Raw genomic sequence first — 26989 nt, 5'->3', positions numbered from 1 at the left:
TCGGGGAGGCGTTCATGACACGCGCACAGAAGAAACCCAGGCTCAGATCTACCTTCGCCGCCATCGTGGCGGCGGCGGCCGCCCTAGGAGGCGTCACCGCCATCACCCCCATGGCCCAGGCGGCCCCCACCGCGGGGGTGGCCACGCCCCTCCCGCCCGAGCTGGAGGCCGTCCGCGCCGCGGAAGCCACCAAGATCTACGGGGATCCGGCCGTCCGGCCGCTGAACGAGCGCAAGACCGGGCTCATCTCCCTGGGCGACAGCGAGATCTCGGGCGAGGGCATCGGCAACTACGACCCGGCCACCAACACGCCGAACAACCAGTGCCACCGCTCGCCGGACTCGGCGATCCACCGCACCGGCATCCCGGCCGACCTTACCTTCAACGTCGCCTGCTCCGGCGGCTACACCGGCAACATCAGGATCGGCGGCAGCAAGCAGTACGCCGACGAGCTGGTGCAGAGCGACAGCCTGGCCGTCAAGGCCCGCAACACGAAGATCAAGATGGTGCTGCTGGTCGCCGGGGCCAACGACGACCTCCAGTTCGGCCCCGTCATGACCGACTGCGTCACCCGCTGGGTGCTCAGCCAGGGCACCTGCGAACCCAAGTACGGCCCCGGCTGGCAGGCACGCGTCGACGGCCTGAAGCCCAAGGTGGAGTCCACCGTCGCCGACCTCAAGACGGTCATGCGCGACGCGGGCTACGCCGACTCCGACTACAAACTGGTCGTCATGGGCTACCCCAGCCCCATCGGCCCCGACTTCAACGACAACCCGAACTTCCCCGGCAAGCTCCCCGGCGGCTGCGCCGGCTACGACTCCGACGCCACCTGGGGCCGCAACTACGCGGTGCCCACCTTCGAGAAGGGCATGCGCGAGGCCGCCCGCAACTCCGGCGCCGTCTACCTCGACAACTCGCGGCTCTTCCACGGCCACGAGGTGTGCATGGAGGACACCTGGGCCCGCGGCCTCTACCTGGACCTCGGGGACCACTTCCCGTGGGACGAGAACACCGCCCGCCAGTCCTTCCACCCCAACTACCGCGGCCACGGCGCCTTCGCGTCCTGCCTCACCCAGCTGTACGCCTCGGGCCTGCGCGAGGCCTCCTGCGCCGACCCCGCCAGCACCGGCACACCGGTCCTCCAGGCCGGGGCCTGGGACGACAAGTTCAAGCCCCTGAAGAACGAGGCCACCGTCACCTGCCTCGACGCGAACGGAGGCTCCAGCGCCAACGGGACGGCAGTCTTGGGCTGGGACTGCCACGGCGGCCGCAACCAGGGCTGGTGGCACGACGCCACCCGCAAGTCCGTCCACGTCGAACTGACCCAGGACCGCTGCCTCGACGCCCCCGGCGCCAACTACGGCAACGGCGCCGGCCTGATCATCTGGAACTGCCACGGCGGCACGAACCAGCAGTTCGTCCGCGACGGCTCCACCATCCGCCCCGCGGCCGCCACCGGCATGTGCCTGACGCTCTCCGCGCCCCAGCAGCCGCTGCGCCTGCAGACCTGCAACGGCTCGGCGAACCAGCGCTTCGCCTGACCCTCTCCGCCCCAGCGACCCCCCACACCCGGCCGGCGCAACCCGGCCGGGTGTTCACATGTCTCACATGTCAGCGAGCAGCTTGCGCACGTCCGCCGGACGGTTGGTGATGATCGTGTCCACCCCGAGCCGCACGCACAGCTCCACGTCCTCGGGCTCGTCCACGGTCCACACCCGGACCGACAGCCCCTTGGCCTTGAGCCGGGCCACCAGCGCCGGGTCCTGCCGGACCAGGTCGATGCCGGGGCCCGCGTGCGTCGCGTACGGGGGCCGCACCGGGCGGATCCTGCGCTCGATGAGGAACACGGTGGGCAGCCCGGGCGCGAGCCGGTGCATGCGGGTCAGCGCGTTCCGGGAGAAGCTCATCACCTCGACGCGGCCCGTGGAGCCGTCGGCCAGCCCGTACTCCCGCAGCATCCGCACCAGTTCGGCCTCCAGCCGGCCGCCGGCGCGCGTCGGGTGCTTGGTCTCCACGGCGAGCCCGACCGGCCGCGGCGCGGCCAGCGCCTCGCGCAGCAGGTCCTCGAAGAGCAGCACCCGGGCCCCGCGGTGCTCCTCGCCCTTCCAGCGGCCGAAGTCGAGGGCGGCGAGCTCCTCGTAGGTCATCGCGGAGACCACCCCACGCCCGTCGGAGGTCCGCTCCACCCGGCGGTCGTGCACGCAGACCAGCCTGTGGTCGGCGGTGAGCCGCACGTCGCACTCGAGTGCGTCGGCCCCCTCGGCGATGGCCTGCCGGTAGGCGGCGATGGTGTGCTCGGGGTGCTCGTGGGAGGCCCCGCGGTGGGCGACCACCCGGACGGCGCGGGCGGGGCGGAGGGGGGACGTCGCAGTCATACGGAAATCCTTGCAAACCAGGGTGAACGCGCAGGCGCGGGGCTGTGTCCCCGACGTTAACCGGATGCGCGACGGCGCCCGCGCAGGCAGGGTGACGTCATGCCCGATCCGAAGATGGCGACCTCGTACTGCGCGCCGTGTCCGCACTGCGTCTTTCGCGCCCGGCAGCGGATCGAAGGCGGTCGGCTGGGCTGGGAAGCGGAGTGGGAGTGCGACCAGTGCAGGATCGGCGAACCGCCGTGCATCCGGGACCGCGGGTGGGGATCGGTCCCCGCCCACGTCCGCGCGGCCGTCGTGGCTGCCGAAGGCACGGCCCTGCTCCGCGTGGACGGCTCCGGCGGTGCGGCTCTGAAGGTCTTCCGTGACGCGCTCGGCATGACCATTCGGGAGGCCGTGACCGCCGTGCGCGACGGGTACCGGGCCACCCCCGTCGAGGTCCGGTACCTGACGGACCGGCTGCGCGAGGCCGGGTTCCGAGCCCGGGCGGAGTAGCCGCTACGGCAACGGCTACGGGGCCGGGCGGGCGCGGGATCGCCGATCAAGCAGAGAGCCCCCGGCGGATGCCAGGGGCTCTCAACAGCTGCTGCTACCGGGATCAGCCGAGGCCGGGACCGCGTACCGGGATGCTGGTGAACGTCGGCTGCGCGGGTTCACGTGAGGTGAAGAAGTCGTTGCCCTTGTCGTCCACGACGATGAAGGCCGGGAAGTCCTCGACCTCGATCTTCCAGACCGCCTCCATGCCGAGCTCCTCGTACTCCAGGACCTCGACCTTCTTGATGCAGTCCTGCGCCAGGCGCGCCGCCGGGCCGCCGATCGAGCCGAGGTAGAAGCCGCCGTGGGTGCCGCAGGCGTCCGTCACCTGCTGGGAGCGGTTGCCCTTGGCCAGCATGACCTTGGAGCCGCCCGCCGCCTGGAACTGCTCGACGTAGCTGTCCATGCGGCCGGCCGTGGTCGGGCCGAAGGAGCCCGATGCGTAGCCCTCGGGGGTCTTCGCGGGGCCGGCGTAGTAGACCGGGTGGTCCTTCAGGTACTGCGGCATCTCCGCGCCCGAGTCCAGCAGTTCCTTGATCTTGGCGTGCGCGATGTCGCGCGCCACGACCAGCGGGCCGGTCAGGGAGAGGCGGGTCTTGACCGGGTGCTCGGTCAGCGTCGCCAGGATGTCGTCCATCGGCTGGTTCAGGTCGATGGAGACGACGTCGGAGGCCTCGTCCAGGTGCGAGTCCGTGGTGTCCGGCAGGAAGCGTGCCGGGTCGGTCTCCAGCTGCTCCAGGAACACGCCCTCGGCGGTGATCTTCGCGGTGGCCTGGCGGTCGGCCGAGCAGGACACGGCGATCGCGACGGGCAGCGAGGCGCCGTGGCGGGGGAGGCGGACGACGCGCACGTCGTGGCAGAAGTACTTGCCGCCGAACTGCGCGCCGATGCCGATCTTCTGGGTGAGCTCGAAGACCTGCTGCTCCAGCTCCAGGTCGCGGAAGCCGTGGCCCAGCGCGGAGCCCTCGGTCGGCAGCTCGTCCAAGTAGTGGGCCGAGGCGTACTTCGCGGTCTTGAGCGCGTGCTCGGCGGAGGTGCCGCCGACGACGATCGCCAGGTGGTAGGGCGGGCAGGCCGCCGTACCGAGCGAGCGGATCTTCTCCTCCAGGAACTTCATCATGGAGGCCTCGTTGAGGACCGCCTTGGTCTCCTGGTAGAGGAAGGACTTGTTGGCCGAGCCGCCGCCCTTGGCCATGAAGAGGAACTTGTACGCGCCGCCGTCGGTCGCGTACAGCTCGATCTGCGCGGGCAGGTTCGAGCCGGTGTTCTTCTCCTCCCACATGGTGACCGGGGCCATCTGCGAGTAGCGCAGGTTCAGGCGGGTGTAGGCGTCGTAGATGCCGCGGGACAGGGCTGCCTCGTCGGCGCCCTCCGTCAGCACGTTCTGGCCGCGCTTGCCCATCACGATCGCGGTGCCCGTGTCCTGGCACATCGGCAGGACGCCGGCCGCCGCGATGTTCGCGTTCTTCAGCAGGTCCAAAGCCACGAACTTGTCGTTCGAGGAGGCCTCGGGGTCGTCGATGATGCGGCGCAGCTGCGCGAGGTGGGCGGGGCGCAGGAAGTGCTGGATGTCGTGGATGGCCTCTTCGGCGAGCTTGCGCAGCGCCTCGGGCTCCACCTTGAGGAACGTACGGCCGTCCGCCTCGAAGGTGGACACGCCCTCGGCGGTCACCAGCCGGTAGGGGGTGGTGTCCTCGCCCAGGGGCAGCAGGTCGGTGTACGCGAACTCCGGCATCGTGTGGCCATTCCTCACTCGGCAGACAGCACTGACGACCAATTGGCAGCGCAGTCCACCAGCGTAGAACCTCCCGGGGTGGCCGTGTCTGTGAGGTAAGGCTCACTCGGCAGTATCGCGATCTATCGTGTCTCGCTATGCTGGTGCGGTGGACCTGGAAAAGCACCCCGCCGCCCCCGCCCCCGCCGAGCTGCGCGCCTCCGACGCCGACCGGGACCGGATCGCGCAGATCCTCGCCGACGCCCTAGCCGAAGGCCGGCTGACCTCCGACGAGCACTCCGAGCGCCTGGACTCGCTGTACGCCGTCAAGACGGTGGGCGAGCTGGAGGTGCTCGTACGAGACCTGCCCGCGCCCGGCGCGAGCCACACCCCGCCCGGGTACGCGGCGTCCGCGTCCGCGCCGGCCGACTACACCGAGAACGTCGTGGCCGTGTGCAGCAGCTCCGCCCGCAAGGGCCGCTGGCGGCCGGGCGCGCACACCCGCGCGGTCTCCGTCATGGGCGACATCGCCATCGACCTGACGGAGGCGGTCTTCGCCCAGCAGGTCACCGAGATCAACGTGGTCTGCGTGCTCGGCAACGTCGAGGTGCTGGTCCCGGAGAACGTCACCCTGCGCGGCTACGGCAGCGGCTTCCTCGGCAACTTCGAGGTGCGCGGCGAGAGCCGCGCGGAAACCGACCCGCAGGCGCCGGTGGTGATCGTCCGGGGCTTCTCCCTGCTGGGCAACATCGAGGCGCGGCCCAAGCCCGGCGCCCGCCTGGTCGACCTGGCGCTCAAGTTGCGCAAGCGCCTGGAGGGCTGACGACGGGCCCCGCGCCGCCCGTCCCGTGCGGGCCGGCGGACACCCCCTGCGGCAGCGTCGCGTTTCGGACGAACCTCCGGCGCCCGGTGGCACCCAGTGCATAGGGGCGCGCACAGCGGGTAGGGACAGGTGCATCGTCTCTCGCTCGCGTATACGTCGTCAGGAGTAGACCGTGCCGCATCCGCCGCATCAGTCCCTGCAGGTTGCCGCCGTCCAGAGTCTTCAGGGGCGTCAGGCCGCCGTGCCGAAGCCGCGGGTGCCGGCCAGGGTGGAGGACGGCCCATGGCACGCGGAGGCGGTGTGCCGCCGCGACGAGGCGGGGCTCTTCTTCGCTCCCTCCAAGGAGCCGACCGCGGCGCGGCTCTCCCGCGAGGAGGCCGCCAAGCGCGTCTGCGCCCGCTGCCCGGTGATGGTCGCCTGCCGGGAGCACGCACTGCTCCAGCCCGAGCCGTACGGGGTCTGGGGCGGGCTGACCGCGGCCGAGCGCCGGGTGGTGCTGGCGCGGATGCGGCGCAGGGCGGCGGAACTGCGCCAGGCCCCTGGGGCCGGGCCGATCGCCGCCGCGGGCTGAGCCCCGTACCCCCGTACTCCCGTACCCCGAACTGGCAGCCGTATCCCGGCCGCGTGGAGCGCAGGCAGGTGCACGTACGCGAGAGGGGCGGTCCCCCGCACGGGGCCGCCCCTCTCGCGCACGTCGTCCGCCGCGACGCGATCCGCTCCTACTGCGCGCGGTCGAAGTCGATCGCGCTGTACGCGCGCAGCTTCGAGAGGCGGTGCGTCGAGTCGATCTGCCGGATCGTGCCCGACTTCGAGCGCATGACCAGCGAGGACGTGGTCGCGGTCTCCGAGCGGTAGTGGACGCCGCGCAGCAGCTCGCCGTCCGTGATGCCGGTGGCGACGAAGAAGACGTTCTCGCCGGACACCAGGTCGTTGGTGTGCAGGACCCGGTCCAGGTCGTGGCCCGCGTCGATCGCCTTCTGGCGCTCGGCGTCGTCCTTCGGCCACAGCTTGCCCTGGATGGTGCCGCCGAGGCACTTTATGGCGCAGGCCGAGATGATGCCCTCGGGGGTGCCGCCGATGCCGAGGAGCAGGTCCACGCCGGTGCCCTCGCGCACCGCCATGACCGAGCCCGCGACGTCGCCGTCCGAGATGAACTTGATCCGGGCGCCGGTCTCGCGGATCTCCTTGACGATGCCCTCGTGACGGGGGCGGTCCAGGATGACCACGGTGACGTCCTCGACGGCCATGTTCTTGGCCTTGGCGACCCGGCGGATGTTCACCGAGGCCGGGGCGTTGATGTCGACGAAGTCGGCGGCCTCGGGGCCGGTGACCAGCTTCTCCATGTAGAAGACCGCGGACGGGTCGAACATGGTTCCGCGGTCGGCGGCGGCCAGGACGGCGATGGCGTTCGGCATGCCCTTGGCGTTCAGGGTGGTGCCGTCGATCGGGTCCACGGCGATGTCGACCTCGGCGCCGGTGCCGTCGCCGACCCGCTCGCCGTTGAAGAGCATCGGGGCTTCGTCCTTCTCGCCCTCGCCGATGACGACGACGCCGTTCATCGAGACGGTGGAGATCAGGGTCCGCATCGCGTTGACCGCGGCGCCGTCGGCGCCGAGCTTGTCACCGCGCCCGACCCAGCGGCCGGCGGCCATGGCTGCGGCCTCGGTCACGCGGACGAGTTCCAGGGCGAGATTGCGGTCGGGGGCCTCCGGAGAGACTACGAGCTGGGGCGGCAGGTTGTGCTCGGTCATCGGAGCGCACCTTTCTGTACGACGACGGCCGGGATGTGAGGGTGCTGGAACTCTATCGGTACGTCGACATATTGAGCAGGGCGGGTCACGTATGAGCGGAATATCGGTCAGCCGATTGGCCTGAGCGGACGTCTTGCCCTCCGGGTGCCCGCGCCGCGGGGACCCCGGCGGTGATCGCCCGCGGCGATACGGGACGATGGTGCCGTGGCGAATATGAAGGGCAAGCAGACGGTTCTGGACATGGTCCGCTCACTGGCGGTGATCGGGCTCGTCGTCGCGGGGATCTACATGTTCATCCCGCACGACGACAAGGCCGACCCGACGCGGACGGTCGACTACCGGGTGGAGACGACCACGGCCCGGCGCGCCGCGCCGTATCCCGTCGCCGTGCCCGTGGGGCTCGCCCCGGACTGGCGGGCGACCTCGGTCTCGTACGACCGCAAGAACGCCGACGGCTGGCACCTGGGCTTCCTCGACCCGGAGAAGCAGTACGTGGCGGTGGAGCAGTCCAGCGACGCCTCCGCCAAGAACATCGGCAAGCTCACCCAGCGGGCGGAGGCCACCGGCCGGACGCAGCAGGTCGGCGACCAGACCTGGGAGCGCTGGGAGGGCGAGAAGTACGACGCCCTCGTGCGCCAGGAGCAGGGCTACGTCACGGTCGTCGCCGGGACGGCCCCCTTCGAGCAGCTGGGCGTGCTCGCGGCGGCGCTGGAGTTCAAGCAGGGCAAGTAGGGCAAGCAGGCCCTGCGCGTCGCGACAGCCGTGCACGGGAAAGGCCGCGCACCCCGGGATCCGGGGGCGCGGCCTTTCTCACGTACGGACGTCGCGACGCCCGTACGGGCTCAGACGGTGGTGACGACCTGGTCGAAGGCCAGGCGCGGCGAGCGGTCGAACCAGGCGCCCTCGCCCGGCTTGCCGATGTTGACGACGATCAGAGGGGTGTGGTCGGCGTCCAGGAACTCCTTCTGGATGCCGGCGAAGTCGGCGCCGGTCATCGGGCCCGCGGCCAGACCGGCGGCGCGGACGCCGACGATGAAGTAGGCGGCCTGCAGGGCGGCGTTCAGCAGCGCGGACTGCTCGCGCACCGGGCGCTCGGAGAAGAAGGCGTCCTTCGCCTGCGGGAAGTGCGGCAGCAGGTGCGGGAGCTCCTCGTGGAACTCGTTGTCCGCGGAGAGGATCGCGACCAGCGGCGCGGCGGCGGTCTTGGCCTGGTTGCCCTCGGCCAGGTGCTTCACGAGGCGCTCGCGGGCCTCGGGGGAGCGGACCAGGGTGATGCGCAGCGGGGTCGCGTTGAAAGCGGTGGGGCCGTACTTCACCAGGTCGTAGATGGCCTGGACCTGCTCCTCGGTCACCGGCTCGTCGGAGAACGAGTTGGCGGTGCGGGCCTCGCGGAACAGCAGGTCCTGTGCGGCGGAGTCGAGAACGAGAGACATCGGAAGCCTTCTTCTGTGCGTGTGGTGAAGCCGTGCGGTGAAGCGATGTCTCGACTGTACGGCGAAAGTAGATGAAATTTCAACTAAATCGGCGGGGGTGGTGACCGGAGTCACTTTCCGGCCGCTCACGCCGGGCCGCTCACCCCCGGCCGCTCACCCCCGGCCGCTCACTCCCGCCCGGGCTCCGCCCCGCCGTCGCGGGCCGCCAGCGCCGAGTCCAGCCGGGCGCGGGCTCCCTCCAGCCAGTGCCGGCACACCTTGGCCAGCTCCTCGCCTCGCTCCCAGAGCGCGAGCGAGTCCTCCAGCGAGGTGCCGCCCGCCTCCAGCTTGCGGACGACCTCGATGAGCTCGTCCCTGGCCTGCTCGTACCCCAGCGCCGTTTCCGTCTCAGGCATTCCCGTTTCCCACCTCGTGTGTGTGCAGTGCAGCGGACATGTTGCGTGCGTGTGCCGTCACCCGGTGCCGTCGGCCGGGCCGGCGGCGGGTTCCGCGAGCTCTGGGGCCGCGACCTCCACGGAGACGGAGAAGGAGCCCTGCGCCACCCGCGCGTGCAGCACCTGGCCCGCCGAGACCTCCTCCGGCGAGCGCACCACGTGCCCGTCCTCCCGCTGGAGCACCGCGTACCCCCGCTCCAGGGTCGCCGCGGGGGACAGCGCCACCACCCGGGCCAGCGTGTGCCGGAGCTCAGAATCGGCCCGGTCCAGCAGGTGCCCCAGCGTCCTGCGGCTGCGGGCCAGCAGCGCCTCCAGCTCGTCCTCCCGGGTCTCCACCATCCGCTGCGGATGGACGAAGACGGGCCGGCCGAGGGCGTGCGCGAGGCCCCGCTCCTCGCGGTCGAGCAGCCCCCGTACGGCGCGCAGCCCCCGCTCGCGCAGCTGGCGTACCCGCTCCAGCTCCTCGCCCACGTCCGGGACCACCTTCTTCGCCGCGTCCGTGGGCGTCGAGGCCCGCAGGTCCGCGACCAGGTCCAGCAGCGGGGAGTCCGGCTCGTGGCCGATCGCCGAGACCACCGGGGTACGGGCCGCGGCGACGGCCCGCACGACCTCCTCGTCGGAGAACGGCAGCAGGTCCTCCACGCTGCCGCCGCCGCGCGCCACGATGATCACGTCGACCTCGTCCAGCGCGTCGAGCTCCTTGACCGCCTGGATCACCTGCGGCACCGCGTGGACACCCTGAACGGCCACGTTGCGCACCTCGAAGCGGACCGCCGGCCAGCGCCGCCGCGCGTTCTCCAGAACGTCGCGCTCGGCCGCCGAGGCCCGCCCCACCACCAGGCCGACCAGCTGCGGCAGGAAGGGCAGCGGCTTCTTGCGGTCCAGCGCGAACAGCCCCTCGGCGGCCAGGGACCGCTTGAGCCGCTCCAGCCGCGCGAGCAGCTCCCCGATGCCGACCGGCCGTATCTCCGTGGCCCGCAGGGACAGCTGCCCGCGCGGGGCGTACCACTCCGGTTTGGCCAGTACGACGACCCGCGCGCCCTCCGAGACCGCGTCCGCGACCTCGTCGTAGACCTGGCGGAAGCAGGTCACGCTGACCGAGATGTCGTGCGAGGGATCGCGCAACGTCAAGAAGACCACCCCCGCCCCCGGCCGTCGCGAGAGCTGGGTGATCTGCCCCTCCACCCACACCTGGCCCAGGCGCTCGATCCAGCCCCCGATGAGCCGGGACACCTGGCCTACCGGCAGCGGCGCCTCGGCCGACGTATTCAGACCCATGCACGCAGGCTAACCGGCGCGGCCGGGCCCTGCGGGCGGCTGGGCGGTATGGGGCTCGGCTGCGCCGCCTGCCCTGCGGGCGGCTCGGCCGGGTGCGGCGCCGTTGCTGGGGCTCCGCCCCAGGCCCCGCGCCTCAAACGCCGGCGGGGCTGGATTTGGCCCTGGCTTCGGTGCGGTTCGGCCTTGCCGGGGCCTGGTCGGTGGGGTCGGTCCGCGGGGCCGCTCCGGGCTGTCTCCTCGGCTCGCGCACTGAGCCCGATCACGAAAGGTCAGGCCGGTTGCGCGCTCGTCCTGCGGGGACACCCCTGCGCGTCCCCACTCCCCTCCACCACGGCCACGCGGCCGCCCACTGGTGCCAGGCTCCGCTTCCGGAGCCCGGGCGTGGGGCGGGGTCGTGCAGGAGAGTCCCCGCAGGACGAGCGCGCAACCCAGGCCCTGCGTTCGCAGCCGGGGCTAAGTGCGCGAGCCGAGGAGACGCTCCGGAGCGGCACCGACCCACACCCCGCCAAGCCCCCGCAGGGGCCAAGGCCAAACCCAGCCCCGCCGGCGATTGAGGCGCGGGGTCCGGGGCGGAGCCCCGTGCAGCCGCGCCGCAGACGCACACCCCGCCAAGCCCCCTTAGGGGCTACGGACCCCCGTCCGGGCCGTCGCCCAGGTCGCCCAGGCCGCCCCCGCGCTGAGCGAGGAGCACTCCCAGGCCGGCCGCCAGCCAGACCGCGCCCACCAGCTGCGCCTCCCACGAGGCCTCGACGATCACCGCGACGGTCACCGCCGCGCCGAGCACCGGCACCACCAGGTGCTTCCACCACACCGGGGCGCCCTCCCGCCGCTGGACCACGAACCAGCCCACCACCGACGCGTGCAGCAGGGTGAAGGCCACCAGCGCCCCGACGTCCACCACCGAGACCAGGTGCCCGAGCCCGTCGGCGCGCCGGGCCGCCCACACCGCCGCGACCAGCGTGATCGTCGCCGCCACCAGCAGCGCGGGCCGCGGGGTCCCGTCCGAAGTGCGCGCCAGCAAGCGCGGCAGCCTGCGCTCCCGGGCCATCGCGAACAGCAGCCGCCCGGCCGCCGCCTGCCCGGCCAGCGCCGCGAAGGCCGCCCCGACCGCCTTGCTCACCGCGACCAGGTCGTGCAGCCAGGTGCCGACCGAGGACTCCACCGCGGTGTAGAAGGCCGGGCCCTGCCCCGCCGGATCCGCCGCGAGCTCCGCCGAAGATACGGGCATGAGCAGCGCGGCCAGGTAGCTCTGCGCCACGAACAGCAGCCCCGCCAGCGCCAGGCAGAACAGCACCGCGCGGGCCACCCGCTCCGAGCCTCCCGTCACCTCCTCCGCGAACGAGGCGATCGCGTCGAAGCCGAGGTAGGACAGCACCGCGACGGACACCGCGCCCAGCACGGCCGCCACCGAGAAGCCCAGCGAACCGTCCCCGGTCAGCGGCGAGAGCCAGCCGCGCCGAGGCCCGTCCTGGACCAGTACGGTCACCGCGGCGGCCAGGAAGACGAGGAGGACGAGGATCTCCATGGCCAGCACGGCGAAGCCCACCCGCGCGGCCGCCCGTACGCCCCACAGGTTGAGCAGGGTCGTGACCACCACGGCCAGGGCCGTCCAGACCCACCGCGAGACCTCCGGGACCAGGGCGTTCATCGCGATCCCGGAGAACAGGTACGCCACCGCCGGGATCAGCAGGTAGTCGAGCATCGCCATCCACCCGGCGATCAGCCCGGGCCCCTCGCCGAGGCCCTTGCGGGCGTAGGTGAAGACCGAGCCGGCCTGCGGGGCGACCCGCACCATCTGCGCGTAGGAGAAGGCCGTGAAGGCCATCGCCACCGTCGCGGCCAGGTACACGAGGGCGACGGCGCCGTGCGAGGCGGCGTCGAGGGTGCCGAAGACCCCCACCGGGGCCATGGGGGCGATGAAGAGCAGCCCGTAGACGACCAGGTCACGGAAGCCCAGACTCCGCCGCAGAGCGGTGGGCGCCGCCTTGCCGGAATCCGTAGCGGACGCCATCCGTCCTCCGGGGGACAGTCGGGACAGGGTTTCGGGCCAGTGTGTGCCGTACGGGGGACGTCCGGCCTGCTGGACACCCCCGTACGATGGAGCACATGACTGCTTCCGTCCCCGCTGATGCTGCCGCTGCTGCTCCCCGCCGTGTCCTGCTCGCCGCGCCCCGCGGCTACTGCGCGGGCGTGGACCGTGCCGTGATCGCCGTCGAGAAGGCGCTCGAGCAGTACGGGGCGCCGGTCTACGTACGCCACGAGATCGTGCACAACAAGTACGTCGTCCAGACCCTGGAGAAGAAGGGCGCCATCTTCGTCGAGCGGACGGAGGAGGTTCCCGAGGGCTCCATCGTGATGTTCTCGGCGCACGGCGTGGCTCCGGTGGTGCACGAGGAGGCGGCGCGCGGCAAGCTCGCGACGATCGACGCGACCTGCCCGCTGGTCACCAAGGTGCACAAGGAAGCCATCCGCTACGCGACCGAGGACTTCGACATCCTCCTCATCGGCCACGAGGGCCACGAGGAGGTCATCGGCACCTCGGGCGAGGCCCCGGACCACATCACGATCGTCGACGGCCCGCACGACGTGGCGAAGGTCGAGGTGCGCGACGAGTCCAAGGTCGTCTGGCTGTCGCAGACCACGCTCTCCGTCGACGAGACGATGGAGACGGTCGACGCGCTGAAGACCAAGTTCCCGCTGCTGGTCTCCCCGCCGAGCGACGACATCTGCTACGCCACCTCCAACCGCCAGGCCGCGGTCAAGGTCATGGGCGCCGACTCCGACCTGGTCATCGTCGTCGGGTCGAAGAACTCCTCGAACTCCATCCGCCTGGTCGAGGTCGCCCTCGACGCGGGCGCGCGCGCCGCGTACCTGGTCGACTTCGCGAGCGAGATCGACGAGGCCTGGCTGGACGGCGTCACCACGGTCGGCCTGACCTCGGGCGCGTCCGTGCCGGAGGTGCTGGTCGAGGAGGTCCTGGAGTGGCTGGCCCAGCGCGGCTACGCCGACGTGGAGATCGTCAAGACGGCCGAGGAGTCGATCGTCTTCTCGCTGCCGAAGGAGCTGCGCCGCGACCTGCGCGCCGAGGCCGCGGAACTGGTCGCCGACAAGTAAGTCCTTTCGTACGGTATGTCCATGCAGATCTTCGGCGTGGACATCGGCGGATCCGGGATCAAGGGCGCTCCCGTGGACCTGGACCGTGGCGACCTGGCGCAAGAGCGCCACAAAGTACTGACACCGCAGCCGGCCACCCCCGACGGGGTGGCCGGCTGCGTCGTCGAGGTGGTGCGCCACTTCGGCTGGGACGGCCCGGTCGGGCTCACCTTCCCGGGCGTGGTCACGGGCGGGGTCACGCGTACGGCGGCCAACATGGACAAGGCGTGGATCGGCGTCGACACGGCCGGCCTGCTCTCGCGCCGCCTGGACGGGCAGCCCGTCACGGTCCTCAACGACGCGGACGCGGCGGGCGTCGCGGAGATGACGTACGGGGCCGGGCGCGGGCGGGCCGGCACGGTCATCCTGCTCACGCTGGGCACGGGCATCGGCAGCGCCCTGTTCACGGACGGGCAGCTGGTCCCGAACACGGAGCTGGGCCACCTGGAGCTGAAGGGCCACGACGCGGAGACGCGTGCCTCGGTCAAGGCCAAGGAGGACGGGGACCTCACCTGGGAGCGCTGGGCGCACCGGGTGCAGAGGTACCTCGCCCACGTGGAGATGCTCTTCTCCCCGGACCTCTTCATCATCGGCGGCGGCGTCAGCCGCAAACCGGAGAAGTTCCTCCCGCTGATCGAGGGCATCCGGGCCGAGATCGTCCCGGCGAAGCTCCAGAACAACGCGGGCATCGTGGGCGCGGCGATGGCGGCGCGCGGGACGCCCCCGGCGTAGGGGTCGCGTCCGCGGCCGGGGCGGCCCAGGAGGTCCAGGCGGCGGCTAGGAGGTCGGGGCGGCCCTGCGGGGGAGCCGCCGCCGGCCGATCAGCACGGCCTTGCGGACGACGACGATCAGCGCGGCGGCCAGCGTGCCCGCGTACAGCCAGCCGGCGTGCAGCGACAGGGCCGACACCAGGCCCATGAGCTGCCCGCCGAAGCCGCCGGAACCGCCGGAGATGGGCCACACCCCGGCGGCGAAGGCGATGGGGACGCTGATCGGCGCGGTGATCAGGTCGGCGGGCCGGATCCAGAGCGCGGTGGCGGCGGCCACGGGCACGAAGAGCAGCCCGTAGACGAAGAGCGAGGAGCCGAAGAGCAGCCAGGCGATCCCGCCCGCCAGCATCATGGCGGCGCACGCGAAGAGCCCGCCACCGAGGCCCGTCAGCCGGGGCCGGGGCATCCGGCGGGCGAGCGCGGGCCGCGGTCCGCCCTGTACGGGCAGGGGGACGGCCACGCCCGTCCGCCCCCGGCGCTGCGCCGGAGGTCGCTGGGGGTGAGGGGCCGGTCGCGTCCTGTATTGCTCCACCTCTCCAAAGTAGGCCGGGGGAGCGCCGGAACCGGGCGCGGACACGCGTACATCCACCGCCACTCATCGGAAAGTAAACTGTCCGACGGCCCACCTCCGGGCCGCCGCCCCTCCAGCTACGGGAAGTCGCCAACGTGTCGCTCACGATCGGAATCGTCGGCCTGCCGAATGTCGGCAAGTCGACCCTGTTCAACGCCCTGACCAAGAACGACGTGCTGGCGGCCAACTACCCGTTCGCCACCATCGAGCCGAACGTCGGCGTCGTCGGCGTCCCGGACCCGCGCCTCGCGGTCCTCGCCGGCATCTTCGGCTCGCAGAAGATCCTCCCGGCGACGGTCGACTTCGTCGACATCGCCGGCATCGTGCGCGGCGCGTCGGAGGGTGAGGGCCTGGGCAACAAGTTCCTCGCGAACATCCGCGAGTCGGACGCGATCTGCCAGGTCATCCGTGCCTTCAAGGACGAGAACGTCGTGCACGTCGACGGCAAGGTCTCGCCGAAGGACGACATCGAGACCATCAACACCGAGCTGATCCTCGCCGACCTCCAGTCCATCGAGAAGGCGGAGCCGCGCCTGACGAAGGAGTCCCGCCTCCAGAAGGAGAAGGTCGCGGTCCTGGCGGCCGTCGTCGAGGCGAAGAAGATCCTCGAAGCCGGTGACACGCTCTTCTCGAAGGGCATCACCAAGGGCACGGAGCAGGGCGACCTCCTCCACGAGCTCCACCTCCTCACGACGAAGCCCTTCCTCTACGTCTTCAACGTGGACGAGGACGAGCTGACGGACGACGCCTTCAAGGCCGAGCAGTCCGCGCTGGTCGCCCCCGCCGAGGCGATCTTCCTGAACGCGAAGCTGGAGCAGGACCTCTCGGAGCTGGACGACGAGGAAGCCCTCGAGCTCCTCCAGTCGGTCGGCCAGGAAGAGCCGGGCCTGGCCACCCTCGGCCGCGTCGGCTTCGCGACCCTGGGCCTCCAGACCTACCTGACGGCAGGCCCGAAGGAAACCCGCGCCTGGACCATCAAGCAGGGCGCGACGGCCCCCGAGGCGGCCGGCGTCATCCACACCGACTTCCAGCGCGGCTTCATCAAGGCCGAGGTCATCTCCTTCGCGGACCTGGTCGCATGCGGCTCGGTGACGGAAGCCCGCGCGAAGGGCAAGGCCCGCATGGAGGGCAAGGACTACGTCATGCAGGACGGCGACGTGGTCGAGTTCCGCTTCAATGTGTAGTCGTATCGTTACTGCATGTTAGCTGGTTTCGTCAAACGTGCAGGTCAGAAGGGGTCGGACTCTGTTGAGTCCGACCCCTTCCGCATCCCCGTGCTGACCTGGTGCTGACTTGGAATCGCGGTGTCAGTCCGAGTGGCCCGGCGCGCGAGGGGGCGCAGGGTCAGGCGTGGGGGACCGCCGTGGCGAGGACCACCTCGAATTCCTCCAGGCTGCGGGTGGTCACGTGGGCCTTCGTCGCGGCCTCTCCGCGGACCGCCGCGACGGCGCCGCGGGATGCCACGAGTGCGTCGCGGTCGGTGTAGAGCGCGCCGATAGCGGCTCTGCCTCGATCGCGGTCGATGAGCAGGGAGATGCCGGCCAGTCCGGGAATCTTCTGGACCTTGGGCAGTGAGGTGTCGCGGAACGTGTCCACCAGCAGGTCGATGTCGGGCGGCTCGACGTCCATGCGGACCAGCCGGAACCCCGCGCCCGGCCCGAGTTCCTCTGCGCGCCGGGCGACCGCCGCTTCCCAGTTGTCGACCGTCACGGTCTGCGCGAAGGGCGCCATCATCTCGGCCCGCCGCTTGCTCAGGTTCTCGTAGCTGGCCTGCCGGGAGGCCTCGTCCTCCCACCACGATCCCACCAGGAGCTTGCCGAGCTCGCGGTCGGCGAACAGACCCATCCCGCGAAAGCCCGGCTGCGTCGACAGCAGCGCCCGCCCGTCGGTCCGGAGAGCCTCGGCGACCCCGTCGAGCTCTGCCGGATCACCCGTTGCGTAGATGCTGCGAACGTACATAGCGCCCTTTCCTGCCTTCCGGTGGCCCCGCGCGGGCTCGTGTTCCCCACTCCATGCGATGGCCGGGGCGAATGGGGGTCAACGTGGCAGGGGCATTCAGGTGAAGAGACGGGCCGTCGCTGGGCGCGTGTGGCTACCTATGGAGCCTCTGGGTGACGAGTCGGAATATTCGTGAGACGGTCTCTGTGACAGCTGATTCTGTGCTGACTTGGAGCGGCGGGGAGCGCGTTTCCGCAGGTGGGAGCGCTGTAGTGCACGTTCCGCTTCAACGTCTGAGCGGGTGAATCAGCACCACGCGCAGGTCAGAAGGGCCTGCCTCCCCGGAGGTGGGCCCTTGGCTTTTTCCCGTGCTGGGATGGTGCTGGGATAGCTGACCATCCATCAGCTGTTCCCCCTCCTGAGCGGCGCCGAGAGTGGTACGTTATTAGGTACCACTCTGGGAAGAGGTCAGGTCATGTCCATAACCGCGAGCGAAGCCCGCAAGGCTCTCTTTCCGCTGATCAAGCAGGTCAACGACAATCACGAGGCGATCGAGATCGTCTCCAAGCACGGGAACGCCGTGCTCGTCTCTGCCGAGGACTACGCAGCACTGCGCGAGGGTTCGTACCTGCTGCGCTCGCCGGCAAACGCCCGGCGGCTGCTCAAGGCGTACGAGAACGCCCTGGCCCACGTCAATGTGTCGGAGCGGGAGCTGATCGATCCGGACTCGGCGGACGCTGGTGCGGGTGCCGCGTGAGGCTTGTCTTCGAGGATCAGGGCTGGGAGGACTACACGTCCTGGCTCAAGAACGACCGCAAGATGCTCGCCCGGATCAACAAGCTCATCGAGGACGTCAGGCGTGACCCGTTCTCGGGCATCGGCAAGCCCGAGCCGCTGAAGTATCACTTGCCGGGGGCTTGGTCGCGACGGATCGACGATGAGCACCGCCTTGTCTACCTGGTTACGGACAAGGTGATCGTCATCCTCGCAGCCCGATACCGCTACTGATCGCTGAGTGCTGGGATGCCCCTCCCGTGCTGAGATGGATTCGTCAAGCGTGTAGGTCAGAAGGGGTCGACCTCCGAGGAGGTCGACCCCTTCGTCGTCACCGTGCTGGATGGGTGCCGGATGTTCTGACGCTGAATCAGTTGGCGTCAGGTGCCGTAAGCGGTGGAGCGATGTCCGACGTGGACGACCCAGACCACCAGTTCTCCGTTGTCGATCGTGTAGACGACGCGGTAGTCGCCGACTCGCAGCCGGCGACGCTCAGGCTGGGACACCAAAGCGGTGGAGTTGAAGCCGAGTGGGTCGCTTTCCAGCTCGGTCAGCTTGGCCAGGATGCGCAGCGCCATGTCGCGGGGGATCTTCCGAAGTTCGGCCTGCGCCTCGGGGCGGAAGACGGTTCGGTACTCACTCACCGCGCGCCAGCGTCTCCCTCATGATGTCCTCGATCGGGATGCCGGGCGCCGGGTTGGCCATGCGCTCGTCGATGATCCGGTTGATCTCGCGCTCTTCCCATTCCTGGTACTTGCGCAGCACCTCGATGGAGACGACGGCGGCCACTTCCTTGCCCCGGCGCGTGATCACCGTGGGTACGTCGTCGCGGTCCGCGCGCTCCACGACCTCGGCCAGGTGAGCGCGCACGTCGCGGATGGACTCTATGGGCAGTGGCTGCGTCATGCGCCCAAGCGTACCGAGTGTCCCATGTGTACACAATGCGCGCCGTCAGTGGGTGTCAGGCCGTGCACAGGCACCGCCGCGGATTTCCGTGCATCCGTGGGGCGGCGGCTGAGATTCGCGTCATGTTTTTGCCTGGTTTTGGAACTGGCCTGAGCATTCGGGCATCAGGACTAAGGGATGCCCAGCCGCCGTTCTGCCCTCGGGGCAGTCATGACCGTTCGGAGCGAAGTTCGTGCACCAGTACCCGCAGCGCCCGGGGCCCGAGGGCCAGCCGTCGTACGAGGAGCCGTACCAGCGGTACGAGGAACGGCGCGGCGAGCAGCAGTACGGCGAGCAGTACGGCCAGCAGCACGGGGAGCAGTACGGCCGGCCGTACGGCGAGCAGCCCCCGGGCCCCGTCCCGCCCCGGCAGGACGCCCCCGAGGCCCCGCGGCCGAGGCGGTCCCGGCGCGGGGTGTGGATCAGCGCGGTGGTCGTCCTCGCGCTGCTGGCCGGTGGTGGCGGCTTCGCCGCCTGGAAGCTCGACTGGTTCTCCGGCAACGGAGAGGCCGTGAGCTTCGGCAAGGGCAACCCGCCCCCGGCCGCGGAGCCGAAGGCCTCGGGCGGGGCTTCGGCCAAGCCCTCCGGTGACCCCGACGTGCTCATGCCGTCCGGTCCCAAGTCCGACTTCAAGCAGACCGCCAAGCTCGAAGACGGCACGATCATCGCCAAGACCCGCCTCGCGGGAGCGAAGTCCGGCTTCGAGGGCGACGTCTGGGTGTGGGCGCCCAAGGAGTACGACGACCCGAAGTACGCCAAGAGCGCCTTCCCGGTGCTCATCGCGCTCCCCGGCGGCAACGGCTTCCCGGCCAACTACTGGTCCGACCGCAGCCTCGGCCTCCAGAAGGCGATCAGCGAGGGGGTCCAGGCCGGTACCAGCCTGCCGTTCATCGTGATCATGCCGGTGCTCAACCCCGACAACAAGTTTTACTACGACGGATCCGACATACCCGGCCAGGCCAAGATGGGTACCTGGATCGCCGAGGACGTCCCGGACTTCACCCGGGCCAACTTCCGTACGTACAAGTCCCGTGACGGCTGGGCCTTCATGGGCTCCTCCTCCGGCGCCTTCGTCGGCATGAAGACCGTCCTCCAGCACCCGGACAAGTTCAAGGCCGTGATCGCGAGCGGCGGCGAGATCGTCCCCGACTCCCCGCTCTGGAAGGGCCACCAGGCGGAGATGGACGCGAACAACCCCGAGAAGCTCGCCAAGAAGCTGATCGACAGCAACGGCCCCGAGGTCTACATCAACTTCCAGATAGGCACCAAGGAGAGCGGGAAGGAGCGGATGACGAAGTTCCAGCAGCAGTACGGCAAGGGACCCGTCAAGATGACCATCCGCGACATCCAGAACGGTGAGCACAACGGCTGGCACTACGTCCGGGGCATGAAGGAAGGCTCCCTGGAGTGGGTCAGCAAGGTACTCAAGGCCCCGAAGCCCGAAGCGGGCTGACCCGGCCGCGTGGTGCGCGCCACGCCTCAGCCGTCCCAGGCAACCCATCCGGTCGTTCACACCTCTGTAGAGGGTGTAAGGGGGACCAATTGGTCCGGCCCGCGCTCCGAGGTGAGCGCCGGAGAAGGAACGGGACAATTCCGTGCAGCATGACCAGCAAGGCGACGGCAGCTCCTCGACCGGGGGTGGCCGTCGCCCCAAGCGCCTGCGCCTCATTCTGATCACCGGTGGGCTCGCGCTCACCCTCGCCGCCGGCGGCGGCGCGGCCGCCTACAAGTACGGCCTCTTCTCGGACATAGGGGATCCGGTCTCCTTCGGGAAGGTCCAGCAGAAGGCCGCCAAGACCTCCGACGTCCGGCCGGGCGTGAGCATGCCCACCGGGCCGGCCGCCGAGTTCGTCCGCACCCATCGGATGCCGGACGGCACGCAGATCGGCAAGACCACCCTCACCGGCAAGAAGTCCGGCTTCACGGGTGACGTGTGGGTGTGGGTGCCGAAGGAGTACTACGAGCCGAAGTACGCCAAGAGCGCCTTCCCCGTGCTGATCTCCCTGCCCGGCGGCCGGGGCTACCCCACGAACTACTGGGGGACGGGCCCCGGCCTCGGCCTCCAGCAGGCCGTGAGCGACGGGGCGAAGGCCGGTACGAGCCTTCCCTTCGTCCTCGTCATGCCGGTGACCAACGCCGACACCAAGCACCACTTCGACGGCTCGGACATCCCCGGCCAGCCCAAGATGGGCACCTGGATGGCCGAGGACGTCCCGGATTTCGCGAAGGCCAATTTCCGGACCTTCACCTCCCGCGACGGCTGGGCCTTCATGGGCTCCTCCGCGGGCGGGTTCAACGGTTTCAAGCAGCTCCTGAAGTACCCCGACCGGTTCAAGGCGGCCATCGCGAGCGGTACGGACATCGTCCCCGACTCCCCGCTGTGGAACGGGAACACGCAGGCCATGGACGCGGACAACCCCGAGAAGCTCGCCGACAAGCTGATCAGGGCGGGCGGTCCGGACGTCTACATCAACTTCCAGATCGGCACCGCGGAGACCGGCCGCGAGAAGGCCGAGAAGTTCATGAACGAGTACGGGAAGGGCCCCGTGCACACCTCGCTCCAGGTGATCCAGGATGGTGAGCACAACGGAAAGTCGTACGTGCGCGGCATGAGGGAGGGCTCCCTGGAGTGGATCAGCAAGGTGATGTCCGGACCGACCCCCGACCCCGACGTGCGATGACCCCGGTGGTGAAGGGGGCGTCGGCGGCCGCCGTCGCGGGGATCGCGGCGGTCTTCGCCGTCGTGGCCCTCAAGGCGCCGGCCGACCGCCAGGTGCACCCCTTCCCCACCGTCGGCGTACTCATGGCCAACGGGGAGCACTGGTGCACGGCGAGCGTGGTCGACAGCCCCAAGGGCAATGTCGTCGCCACCGCCGCGCACTGCGTGGCCCCGGCCGGTGAAGACGGGAAGCCGGGCGAGCTCGCCCACGACGGCCTGGCCATCGGCGAGCTCGCCTTCGCCCCCGCCTTCTCCGGCGAGGGCTCGGGCAGTCATCCGCTCGGGGTGTGGAAGGTCCGCTCGATCCACGTGGACGACCGCTGGACGAAGTGGGGCGAGGACACCGCCGACTTCGCCTTCCTCACCATCGAGCCGGACGGGGACGGACAGAGCGTCCAGGAGGCCGTGGGCGGTGGCTCCGAGGCTCCGAAGCCCGACTGGACCTCCGGGTACGAACGGGACGTGACGGTCGTCGGCTACCCGGAGTCCGAGCACAACCCCCAGAACGAGCCCGTCTCCTGCACCACGCAGACCCGCCACGACGAGGACGACCCCGACATGCTGTACATCAGCTGCGCGGGGTTCTGGACGGGGACCAGCGGCAGCCCCTGGGTCGCCGACCGGGGCGGCCCGGACCGTCCGGGGCGGCTGATCGGGGTGCTGAGCGGCGGGGACACGGACGTGGACTCCACGGCCGCGCTCTTCGACGAGCACGCCAGGGCACTGTACGAGCGGGCGGCGCGCGGCTAGTGCTGTGACGGGCAAGTCCCGTGGCCGGTGACTCGCCTTGCGGGCCGCCGCCGACGCCGTCGTACGCCGGCCCGCCCGGGCCCGGGCCCGGGCGCTACTTCTTGCGCTCCGTGCTGACGATCACGCCCACCGCCGCCACGACGATCGCCCCGCCGAGGACGATCGGCCAGGTCAGAGCCTCGTCGAGGATGAGCCAGCCGAGGGCGACGGCCACGACCGGATTGACGTAGGCGTACGTGGACACCAGCGACAGCGGCGCCGCCTGGAGCAGCCACACGTACGCCGTGAAGCCGACCAGCGAGCCGAAGAGCACGAGATAGCCGAGGGCCAGCCAGGACGCGGTGGAGAAGGCCGCCGGGTCGAGCCCGCGGTGCTCGCCGCGCAGCAGGCCGACGAGGACGGCGCCCACACCGCCCGCGAGCATCTGGTACGCGCTCCCGGTGAAGGGATTGCCCGGCAGCGTCAGCTTCGACGCGGAGAACGAGCCGAGCGACCACAGCACCGAGGCCGCCACCACCAGCAGCACCCCGGACAGCCGCACCGCCCCGCTCAGCCCCGGCAGGGTCAGCACCGCGAGCCCGGCGAGGCCGACGAGGACGCCGCCCAGGGTGCGCAGCGGCGGGCGGTCCCCGGTGCCCGCCCGCAGCACCACCACCCACATGGGGACGGCCGCCACCAGCAGCGCGGCCAGGCCGGACGGCACCGAGGTCTCGGCGAGCACGACCAGGCCGTTGCCGCCGAGGATCAGCAGCAGGCCGACCACCACCGTCGAGCGGAGCTGGGCCGGGGTGGCCTTGAGCGCGGCCGGCCCGTACCGCCAGGCGACCACGGCGGCCAGCAGCAGGCCGGCGGTGATGAAGCGGACTCCGGCGGAGAGGAACGGCGGCATGGTCTGCACGACGATCCGGATCCCGAGGTAGGTCGAGCCCCAGACGACGTACACGAGCGCCAGGGCGGTCCAGACGGCGCCGGTGATCTTGCGGTGGGGGGCGGCCGGGGCCTTTCCCTCCACCCTGGTTGATGTGCGCATGCCCGGGATCCTAGATCGTTGGCCTATGCAGGCTTCGATGATTTACCGCCGGTCTCAGCCCTTGATCAGGGCGTTCAGCTCGCCGTACGGGAGCGAGTGCGCGAGCGACCCGTAGGTGCCGCCGGAGAGCAGCTCCTCGGTGGCGCGGCGGACGACTGCGTACGCGGCCTCCGCGACCCACGAGCCGAGGCTGACGCGGGCGACGCCGAGCGCGCCGAGTTCGGCGACGGCCGGGGCGCCGGGGCCGACGAGGATGTTCAGCGGGGCGTCGATGCCCTTGACCAGCTCGGCGACCGTGGCCGGGTCGGTGACCCCGGGTACGAAGATCCCGGTGGCTCCCGCCCGGAGGTAGGCGGCGGCGCGGTCGAGGGTCTCGTCGAGCCGGGTGGAGCTCTCCCCGAGGCCGAAGAGGTAGGTGTCGATGCGGGCGTTGATGTACAGCGGGACCCCGGCGGTCCCGGCGGCGGCGCGGGCCGCGGCGAGCCGCTCCGCGTGCTCGGCGGGGGCGCGGTTGCCGTCCTCGATGTTGATGCCGACCGCGCCGGCGGCCAGGACCCCCGAGACGGTCTCGGCCACGGCGTCGGGGTCGGCGCCGAAGCCGCCCTCGATGTCGGCGGTGACGGGGACGGAGACGGCGGAGGCCACCCGGGCGACGAGGTCCAGGGCCCGGTCGCGGGCCAGGGCGTCCCCGTCGGGAGCCCCGAGGGACCAGGCGACCCCGGCGCTGGTGGTGGCGACGGCGGCCCCGCCGGCGGCCTCGACGAGCCGGGCGCTGGCGACGTCCCAGGCGTTGGCGAGGGCCAGGGGGCGGGCGGGGGTGTGCAGGTCCGCGAACGCGCGGGCGCGGGCGGCGAGATCAGGCTGTCGGGTCATGCCCCCAGTTGACCAGACGGCCCCGCCCGAAGCTGGCGGTTTTCCGACCCCGAGCCCGTCGCCCGGCGGCAGCCGGGGCAGCGGGCCGGGCCGGGCCGGCGGCCGTCCCGGCGGCCCGGTTGGGCCCCGGGCCGGTGGGCGGGGGTGGGCCGCGGGCTACTTCGAGCCGCAGAGGGGCAGGACCGCCGTGCGGCCCTGGAGGGGGTCGCCGGGGGCGTCGGGGCCCACCGCGGCCCAGCAGGCCGCGGCCGTCGGCTCCACGAAGAGGCCCCGGCGGGCCAGGTCCTGCCGGGCCTTGCGCAGGCGGTCCTCCGGGACGGTGAGGAAGGTCCCGCCGGACTTGCGTACCGCGGCCAGGATCTGGCGGGCGCGCGGCGGCGCCGGGATCGCGATCCCCTCGGCCAGGGTCGGCCGCTGCTCCACCGGGGCCACGTCCTCCGCGCCCGCCGCGAAGGCCTCCGCGAGCGGGGCCACCGCCTCGGCCTGCACCGCGATCAGCGCGGGCGGCCGGACCCCGCGCCGGGCCAGCTCCTCCACGGCCAGCGCGGCTCCCAGCAGCAGGGTCCCGTTGCCCACCGGGACGACCAGGGCCTGCGGGAGCCGGCCGCCCAGCTCCTCCCACACCTCGTACACGTAGGTCTTCGTGCCGTGCAGGAAGTACGGGTTGAAGACGTGGCTCGCGTAGAAGACGCCCGGCTGGTCCGCGGCCTCCCGGGCCGCCTCCGCCGCGGCCTCCCGGCCGCCCGGGACCACCCGTACGACCGCCCCGTGTGCCCGCATCCGCTCGGTCTTGCCGTCCGAGGTGCCCTCGGGCACGAAAACTTCACAATTGAGCCCGGCCCGTGCGCAGTACGCCGCCACGGCCGTCCCCGCGTTGCCGCTGCTGTCCGCCACGACCCGCTCGGGGGCCAGCCGCCTGGCGAGCTCCGCGAGCATCGCCGCGCCCCGGTCCTTGAAGGACAGGGTGGGCATCATGAAGTCGAGTTTGGCGTGAACCCGTTCTGCCAGCGGCACCATCGGAGTGTGCCCCTCCGCCAGTGACACGGCGAAGGCCCCCGGCAGCGGCAGCGCGGGCGCGTAGCGCCACAGGGAGTTCGGCCCGGCGGCCGGGTCCAGAGCGGTGGCCGGATCCGGCGCGAAGTCGAGGTCCCAGGGGCCGCCGCAGACCGGACAGCACCAGGGCGCCGTCCGGACGTCGGCGCACGTCCCGTCCTCGGGGCAGACGTAACCGGGGAGTGCGTGCGTCATGTGCGGAGCGCCTTTGCTCAATCATGGCCGTTGTATGGCACGGATGTTACGGGTGCGCCGTCCTCTTGTGGGAGGCGGCAGGGCTGGGTCAACCTTTCGGAGGCGACAGCCCGTTGGGCCATCTGCATTGTCATGACCATGCCTAAGTCATGCCTGGGAGATGCCCGGCGGCTGCGCGCAACCCCCCGCAACGCACCACCTATGAGGAGGACACCTCACATGTCCGTGATGCGTCACACCCGCCGGAAGCTCGCCGGCATCAGCGCGACCGCCGTCGTGGCCCTCGCGCTCGGCGCGGCCGCCGCGTTACCCGCCTCCGCGGCCGACCACGGTGCGCAGGGCGTCATTGAGAACGCGGGCGCCGCGGGCTCCGTCCCCGGCAGCTACATCGTGACCCTGAACGACACCGCGCGCTCCACCGCCGACAGCGGCAAGGCCGTCGCCAAGCGGTACGGCGCGACGATCGACCGGACCTACAGCGCGGCCCTCAACGGCTACTCCGTCGAGGTCTCCGAGGCGCAGGCCAGAAAGCTCGCCGCCGACCCGGCCGTCAAGTCGGTCGTGCAGAACCGGACCTTCACCGTCGACGCCACCCAGCCCAACCCGCCGTCCTGGGGCCTGGACCGCATCGACCAGCGCGCGCTGCCGCTGAACCAGAGCTACACCTACCCGGACAAGGCCGGTGAGGGCGTCACCGCCTACATCATCGACACCGGCGTCAGGAAGACGCACCAGGACTTCGGCGGCCGCGCCTCCGACGGCTACGACGCGATCGACAACGACAACACCGCCCAGGACGGCCACGGCCACGGTACCCACGTCGCCGGAACCGTCGGCGGCGGCGCGTACGGCGTGGCCAAGAAGGTCAAGATCGTCGGTGTCCGCGTGCTGAACAACCAGGGCTCCGGCACCACCGCCCAGGTCGTCGCGGGCATCGACTGGGTGACGCAGAACGCCGTCAAGCCGGCCGTGGCCAACATGTCGCTCGGCGGCGGCGCGGACTCCGCGCTCGACACCGCCGTCCGCAACTCCATAGCCTCCGGCATCACCTACGCCGTGGCCGCGGGCAACGAGTCGACGGACGCCTCCACCAAGTCCCCGGCGCGCGTCGCCGAGGCCATCACCGTCGGCGCCACCACCAACACCGACGCGAAGGCGAGCTACTCCAACTACGGCTCGATCCTGGACATCTTCGCGCCGGGCTCCTCCATCACCTCCACGTGGGGCACGGGCGACACCGCCACCAACACCATCTCCGGCACCTCGATGGCCTCGCCGCACGTCGCGGGCGCGGCCGCCGTCTACCTCTCGCAGAACCCGGGCAGCACCCCGGCCCAGATATCCTCGGGCCTGGTCGCCGCCTCGACGCCGAACGTGGTGACCGGCCCCGGCACCGGTTCCCCGAACCGCCTGCTCAACATCGGCGGCGGCGGCACCGTCCCGCCCGGCCCGCGCTTCGAGAACGCCGCGGACTTCGCGATCAACGACAACTCCACCGTCGAATCGCCGATCACCGTCAGCGGGGTCTCGGGCAACGCCCCGGCGACGCTGAGCGTCCCGGTCGACATCAAGCACACGTACACCGGTGACCTCAAGGTCGACCTGATCGCGCCCGACGGCTCCGTCTACGTCCTGCACAACCGGGCCGGCGGCAGCGCGGACAACATCATCAAGACCTTCACGGTCAACGCCTCCTCCGAGGTCGCGAACGGCGTCTGGAAGCTCCGCGTGAACGACAACGCGAACATCGACACCGGGAAGATCGACTCCTGGGCCCTGCAGTTCTGAGAACTGATCCGGGGGCGCTGATCCGGGGGAGCTGAACCGGCGCGCCGATCCAGGGGCACCGCGTACGGCCGCGCGCACGGGACGGCGCACG

General features: G+C 71.1%; 28 protein-coding genes. 14 read left to right on the top strand and 14 right to left on the bottom strand.

Annotation, left to right across the window (positions count from 1 at the left end):
- The first annotated feature begins 14 nt into the window (after window positions 1-14).
- Window positions 15-1541 carry a ricin-type beta-trefoil lectin domain protein gene (locus OG447_RS02260; RefSeq protein WP_266934483.1) on the top strand — a complete coding sequence of 509 codons (1527 nt, stop codon included), beginning with the start codon at window positions 15-17 and terminating at the stop codon, window positions 1539-1541.
- Between the two features lie 63 nt (window positions 1542-1604).
- Here OG447_RS02260 and OG447_RS02255 read toward each other — a convergent pair whose 3' ends face one another.
- Window positions 1605-2375: a glycerophosphodiester phosphodiesterase gene (locus tag OG447_RS02255; protein ID WP_266934482.1), complete on the bottom strand. Its 771-nt coding sequence runs from the start codon at window positions 2373-2375 to the stop codon at window positions 1605-1607.
- A 99-nt stretch (window positions 2376-2474) separates the two neighbouring features.
- Between OG447_RS02255 and OG447_RS02250 the strand changes: the two genes are divergently transcribed.
- Entirely contained in the window at window positions 2475-2867 is a 393-nt protein-coding gene (locus tag OG447_RS02250; RefSeq protein WP_266934481.1) for a hypothetical protein, read from the top strand.
- A gap of 103 nt (window positions 2868-2970) precedes the next feature.
- On the opposite strand, the gene OG447_RS02245 is transcribed toward OG447_RS02250, so the two are convergent.
- On the bottom strand, window positions 2971-4641 hold the full coding sequence (locus OG447_RS02245; RefSeq protein ID WP_266934480.1) for a fumarate hydratase: 1671 nt from the start codon (window positions 4639-4641) through the stop codon (window positions 2971-2973).
- 148 nt (window positions 4642-4789) lie between these two features.
- On the opposite strand from OG447_RS02245, the gene OG447_RS02240 reads away from it, so the two are divergent.
- Window positions 4790-5443: a DUF1707 domain-containing protein gene (locus OG447_RS02240; protein ID WP_266934479.1), complete on the top strand. Its 654-nt coding sequence runs from the start codon at window positions 4790-4792 to the stop codon at window positions 5441-5443.
- A 196-nt stretch (window positions 5444-5639) separates the two neighbouring features.
- Window positions 5640-6014: a WhiB family transcriptional regulator gene (locus tag OG447_RS02235; protein WP_323181816.1), complete on the top strand. Its 375-nt coding sequence runs from the start codon at window positions 5640-5642 to the stop codon at window positions 6012-6014.
- A gap of 148 nt (window positions 6015-6162) precedes the next feature.
- On the opposite strand, the gene glpX is transcribed toward OG447_RS02235, so the two are convergent.
- A complete protein-coding gene (glpX, locus tag OG447_RS02230; protein ID WP_266934478.1) occupies window positions 6163-7194 on the bottom strand; it encodes a class II fructose-bisphosphatase in 1032 nt (343 codons plus the stop codon).
- A gap of 213 nt (window positions 7195-7407) precedes the next feature.
- On the opposite strand from glpX, the gene OG447_RS02225 reads away from it, so the two are divergent.
- Window positions 7408-7926 (top strand): DUF4245 domain-containing protein, encoded by a 519-nt coding sequence (locus tag OG447_RS02225; RefSeq protein WP_266938715.1) that lies wholly within the window; start codon window positions 7408-7410, stop codon window positions 7924-7926.
- A gap of 110 nt (window positions 7927-8036) precedes the next feature.
- Here the strand turns inward: OG447_RS02225 and OG447_RS02220 are convergent, their stop codons facing one another.
- The 4 genes from OG447_RS02220 to OG447_RS02205 form a co-directional block, all read right to left on the bottom strand.
- Entirely contained in the window at window positions 8037-8627 is a 591-nt protein-coding gene (locus OG447_RS02220) for a malonic semialdehyde reductase (RefSeq protein ID WP_266934477.1), read from the bottom strand.
- A gap of 167 nt (window positions 8628-8794) precedes the next feature.
- Window positions 8795-9022: an exodeoxyribonuclease VII small subunit gene (locus OG447_RS02215; RefSeq protein WP_266934476.1), complete on the bottom strand. Its 228-nt coding sequence runs from the start codon at window positions 9020-9022 to the stop codon at window positions 8795-8797.
- A gap of 57 nt (window positions 9023-9079) precedes the next feature.
- Complete coding sequence (xseA, locus tag OG447_RS02210) at window positions 9080-10339, bottom strand: exodeoxyribonuclease VII large subunit (protein ID WP_266934475.1); 1260 nt, start codon at window positions 10337-10339, stop codon at window positions 9080-9082.
- Between the two features lie 625 nt (window positions 10340-10964).
- Window positions 10965-12350 (bottom strand): APC family permease, encoded by a 1386-nt coding sequence (locus tag OG447_RS02205; protein WP_266934473.1) that lies wholly within the window; start codon window positions 12348-12350, stop codon window positions 10965-10967.
- A 95-nt stretch (window positions 12351-12445) separates the two neighbouring features.
- Here OG447_RS02205 and OG447_RS02200 point away from each other — a divergent pair, with 95 nt between their 5' ends.
- Both OG447_RS02200 and ppgK read left to right on the top strand, forming a co-directional pair.
- Entirely contained in the window at window positions 12446-13453 is a 1008-nt protein-coding gene (locus OG447_RS02200) for a 4-hydroxy-3-methylbut-2-enyl diphosphate reductase (protein ID WP_266934472.1), read from the top strand.
- Between the two features lie 21 nt (window positions 13454-13474).
- Window positions 13475-14224 carry a polyphosphate--glucose phosphotransferase gene (ppgK, locus tag OG447_RS02195; RefSeq protein ID WP_323181714.1) on the top strand — a complete coding sequence of 250 codons (750 nt, stop codon included), beginning with the start codon at window positions 13475-13477 and terminating at the stop codon, window positions 14222-14224.
- A gap of 45 nt (window positions 14225-14269) precedes the next feature.
- Here the strand turns inward: ppgK and OG447_RS02190 are convergent, their stop codons facing one another.
- Window positions 14270-14668, bottom strand: coding sequence for a DUF6542 domain-containing protein (locus OG447_RS02190; RefSeq protein WP_266938714.1), 399 nt, complete (start codon window positions 14666-14668; stop codon window positions 14270-14272).
- Between the two features lie 260 nt (window positions 14669-14928).
- On the opposite strand from OG447_RS02190, the gene ychF reads away from it, so the two are divergent.
- Window positions 14929-16017 carry a redox-regulated ATPase YchF gene (gene ychF / locus OG447_RS02185; RefSeq protein WP_266934469.1) on the top strand — a complete coding sequence of 363 codons (1089 nt, stop codon included), beginning with the start codon at window positions 14929-14931 and terminating at the stop codon, window positions 16015-16017.
- 160 nt (window positions 16018-16177) lie between these two features.
- Here the strand turns inward: ychF and OG447_RS02180 are convergent, their stop codons facing one another.
- On the bottom strand, window positions 16178-16792 hold the full coding sequence (locus tag OG447_RS02180) for an antibiotic biosynthesis monooxygenase (RefSeq protein ID WP_266934468.1): 615 nt from the start codon (window positions 16790-16792) through the stop codon (window positions 16178-16180).
- A 454-nt stretch (window positions 16793-17246) separates the two neighbouring features.
- Between OG447_RS02180 and OG447_RS02175 the strand changes: the two genes are divergently transcribed.
- A complete protein-coding gene (locus OG447_RS02175) occupies window positions 17247-17528 on the top strand; it encodes a type II toxin-antitoxin system Phd/YefM family antitoxin (RefSeq protein WP_266934467.1) in 282 nt (93 codons plus the stop codon).
- On the top strand, window positions 17525-17779 hold the full coding sequence (locus OG447_RS02170) for a Txe/YoeB family addiction module toxin (protein WP_266934466.1): 255 nt from the start codon (window positions 17525-17527) through the stop codon (window positions 17777-17779). Before OG447_RS02175 ends, OG447_RS02170 begins: the two co-directional genes overlap by 4 nt.
- 146 nt (window positions 17780-17925) lie before the next feature.
- Here OG447_RS02170 and OG447_RS02165 read toward each other — a convergent pair whose 3' ends face one another.
- Together OG447_RS02165 and OG447_RS02160 are read right to left on the bottom strand one after the other, a co-directional pair.
- Entirely contained in the window at window positions 17926-18189 is a 264-nt protein-coding gene (locus tag OG447_RS02165) for a type II toxin-antitoxin system RelE/ParE family toxin (protein ID WP_266934465.1), read from the bottom strand.
- Window positions 18182-18451: a type II toxin-antitoxin system Phd/YefM family antitoxin gene (locus OG447_RS02160; protein ID WP_019434848.1), complete on the bottom strand. Its 270-nt coding sequence runs from the start codon at window positions 18449-18451 to the stop codon at window positions 18182-18184. Before OG447_RS02160 ends, OG447_RS02165 begins: the two co-directional genes overlap by 8 nt.
- Window positions 18452-18905: 454 nt before the next feature.
- On the opposite strand from OG447_RS02160, the gene OG447_RS02155 reads away from it, so the two are divergent.
- The 3 genes from OG447_RS02155 to OG447_RS02145 all read left to right on the top strand — a co-directional run bounded on the left by OG447_RS02155 (window position 18906) and on the right by OG447_RS02145 (window position 21959).
- Window positions 18906-19943 carry an esterase family protein gene (locus tag OG447_RS02155; protein ID WP_266938713.1) on the top strand — a complete coding sequence of 346 codons (1038 nt, stop codon included), beginning with the start codon at window positions 18906-18908 and terminating at the stop codon, window positions 19941-19943.
- A gap of 142 nt (window positions 19944-20085) precedes the next feature.
- The gene (locus OG447_RS02150; protein WP_266934464.1) at window positions 20086-21171 is read left to right on the top strand and encodes an esterase family protein; all 1086 of its coding nucleotides are present in this window, start codon (window positions 20086-20088) and stop codon (window positions 21169-21171) included.
- Window positions 21168-21959 (top strand): serine protease, encoded by a 792-nt coding sequence (locus OG447_RS02145; protein WP_266934463.1) that lies wholly within the window; start codon window positions 21168-21170, stop codon window positions 21957-21959. Before OG447_RS02150 ends, OG447_RS02145 begins: the two co-directional genes overlap by 4 nt.
- A 94-nt stretch (window positions 21960-22053) precedes the next feature.
- Here OG447_RS02145 and OG447_RS02140 read toward each other — a convergent pair whose 3' ends face one another.
- The 3 genes from OG447_RS02140 to OG447_RS02130 all read right to left on the bottom strand — a co-directional run bounded on the left by OG447_RS02140 (window position 22054) and on the right by OG447_RS02130 (window position 25110).
- Complete coding sequence (locus OG447_RS02140; protein WP_266934462.1) at window positions 22054-22989, bottom strand: EamA family transporter; 936 nt, start codon at window positions 22987-22989, stop codon at window positions 22054-22056.
- A 54-nt stretch (window positions 22990-23043) separates the two neighbouring features.
- A complete protein-coding gene (locus tag OG447_RS02135; protein ID WP_266934461.1) occupies window positions 23044-23862 on the bottom strand; it encodes an isocitrate lyase/phosphoenolpyruvate mutase family protein in 819 nt (272 codons plus the stop codon).
- Window positions 23863-24018: 156 nt separating this feature from the next.
- Window positions 24019-25110, bottom strand: coding sequence for a pyridoxal-phosphate dependent enzyme (locus OG447_RS02130; RefSeq protein WP_266934460.1), 1092 nt, complete (start codon window positions 25108-25110; stop codon window positions 24019-24021).
- Between the two features lie 219 nt (window positions 25111-25329).
- Between OG447_RS02130 and OG447_RS02125 the strand changes: the two genes are divergently transcribed.
- A complete protein-coding gene (locus tag OG447_RS02125) occupies window positions 25330-26898 on the top strand; it encodes a S8 family peptidase (RefSeq protein WP_266934459.1) in 1569 nt (522 codons plus the stop codon).
- The last annotated feature ends 91 nt before the right edge of the window (window positions 26899-26989 follow it).

It is taken from the genome of Streptomyces sp. NBC_01408, assembly GCF_026340255.1.
GTDB lineage: Bacteria > Actinomycetota > Actinomycetes > Streptomycetales > Streptomycetaceae > Streptomyces.
The sequence above is the reverse complement of the archived record's forward strand: the minus strand, read 5'-3'. Positions and strand labels throughout refer to the sequence as shown.

Bases quoted from the DNA above. Each gene is read 5' to 3' on its own strand.
- OG447_RS02260 (WP_266934483.1), top strand. From the start codon at position 15: ATGACACGCGCACAGAAGAAACCCAGGCTCAGATCTACCTTCGCCGCC.
- OG447_RS02255 (WP_266934482.1), bottom strand. From the start codon at position 2,375: ATGACTGCGACGTCCCCCCTCCGCCCCGCCCGCGCCGTCCGGGTGGTC.
- OG447_RS02250 (WP_266934481.1), top strand. From the start codon at position 2,475: ATGCCCGATCCGAAGATGGCGACCTCGTACTGCGCGCCGTGTCCGCAC.
- OG447_RS02245 (WP_266934480.1), bottom strand. From the start codon at position 4,641: ATGCCGGAGTTCGCGTACACCGACCTGCTGCCCCTGGGCGAGGACACC.
- glpX (WP_266934478.1), bottom strand. From the start codon at position 7,194: ATGACCGAGCACAACCTGCCGCCCCAGCTCGTAGTCTCTCCGGAGGCC.
- OG447_RS02225 (WP_266938715.1), top strand. From the start codon at position 7,408: ATGAAGGGCAAGCAGACGGTTCTGGACATGGTCCGCTCACTGGCGGTG.
- OG447_RS02220 (WP_266934477.1), bottom strand. From the start codon at position 8,627: ATGTCTCTCGTTCTCGACTCCGCCGCACAGGACCTGCTGTTCCGCGAG.
- OG447_RS02215 (WP_266934476.1), bottom strand. From the start codon at position 9,022: ATGCCTGAGACGGAAACGGCGCTGGGGTACGAGCAGGCCAGGGACGAG.
- xseA (WP_266934475.1), bottom strand. From the start codon at position 10,339: ATGGGTCTGAATACGTCGGCCGAGGCGCCGCTGCCGGTAGGCCAGGTG.
- OG447_RS02205 (WP_266934473.1), bottom strand. From the start codon at position 12,350: ATGGCGTCCGCTACGGATTCCGGCAAGGCGGCGCCCACCGCTCTGCGG.
- OG447_RS02200 (WP_266934472.1), top strand. From the start codon at position 12,446: ATGACTGCTTCCGTCCCCGCTGATGCTGCCGCTGCTGCTCCCCGCCGT.
- ppgK (WP_323181714.1), top strand. From the start codon at position 13,475: ATGCAGATCTTCGGCGTGGACATCGGCGGATCCGGGATCAAGGGCGCT.
- OG447_RS02190 (WP_266938714.1), bottom strand. From the start codon at position 14,668: ATGCCCCGGCCCCGGCTGACGGGCCTCGGTGGCGGGCTCTTCGCGTGC.
- OG447_RS02180 (WP_266934468.1), bottom strand. From the start codon at position 16,792: ATGTACGTTCGCAGCATCTACGCAACGGGTGATCCGGCAGAGCTCGAC.
- OG447_RS02175 (WP_266934467.1), top strand. From the start codon at position 17,247: ATGTCCATAACCGCGAGCGAAGCCCGCAAGGCTCTCTTTCCGCTGATC.
- OG447_RS02160 (WP_019434848.1), bottom strand. From the start codon at position 18,451: ATGACGCAGCCACTGCCCATAGAGTCCATCCGCGACGTGCGCGCTCAC.
- OG447_RS02145 (WP_266934463.1), top strand. From the start codon at position 21,168: ATGACCCCGGTGGTGAAGGGGGCGTCGGCGGCCGCCGTCGCGGGGATC.
- OG447_RS02140 (WP_266934462.1), bottom strand. From the start codon at position 22,989: ATGCGCACATCAACCAGGGTGGAGGGAAAGGCCCCGGCCGCCCCCCAC.
- OG447_RS02135 (WP_266934461.1), bottom strand. From the start codon at position 23,862: ATGACCCGACAGCCTGATCTCGCCGCCCGCGCCCGCGCGTTCGCGGAC.
- OG447_RS02130 (WP_266934460.1), bottom strand. From the start codon at position 25,110: ATGACGCACGCACTCCCCGGTTACGTCTGCCCCGAGGACGGGACGTGC.
- OG447_RS02125 (WP_266934459.1), top strand. From the start codon at position 25,330: ATGTCCGTGATGCGTCACACCCGCCGGAAGCTCGCCGGCATCAGCGCG.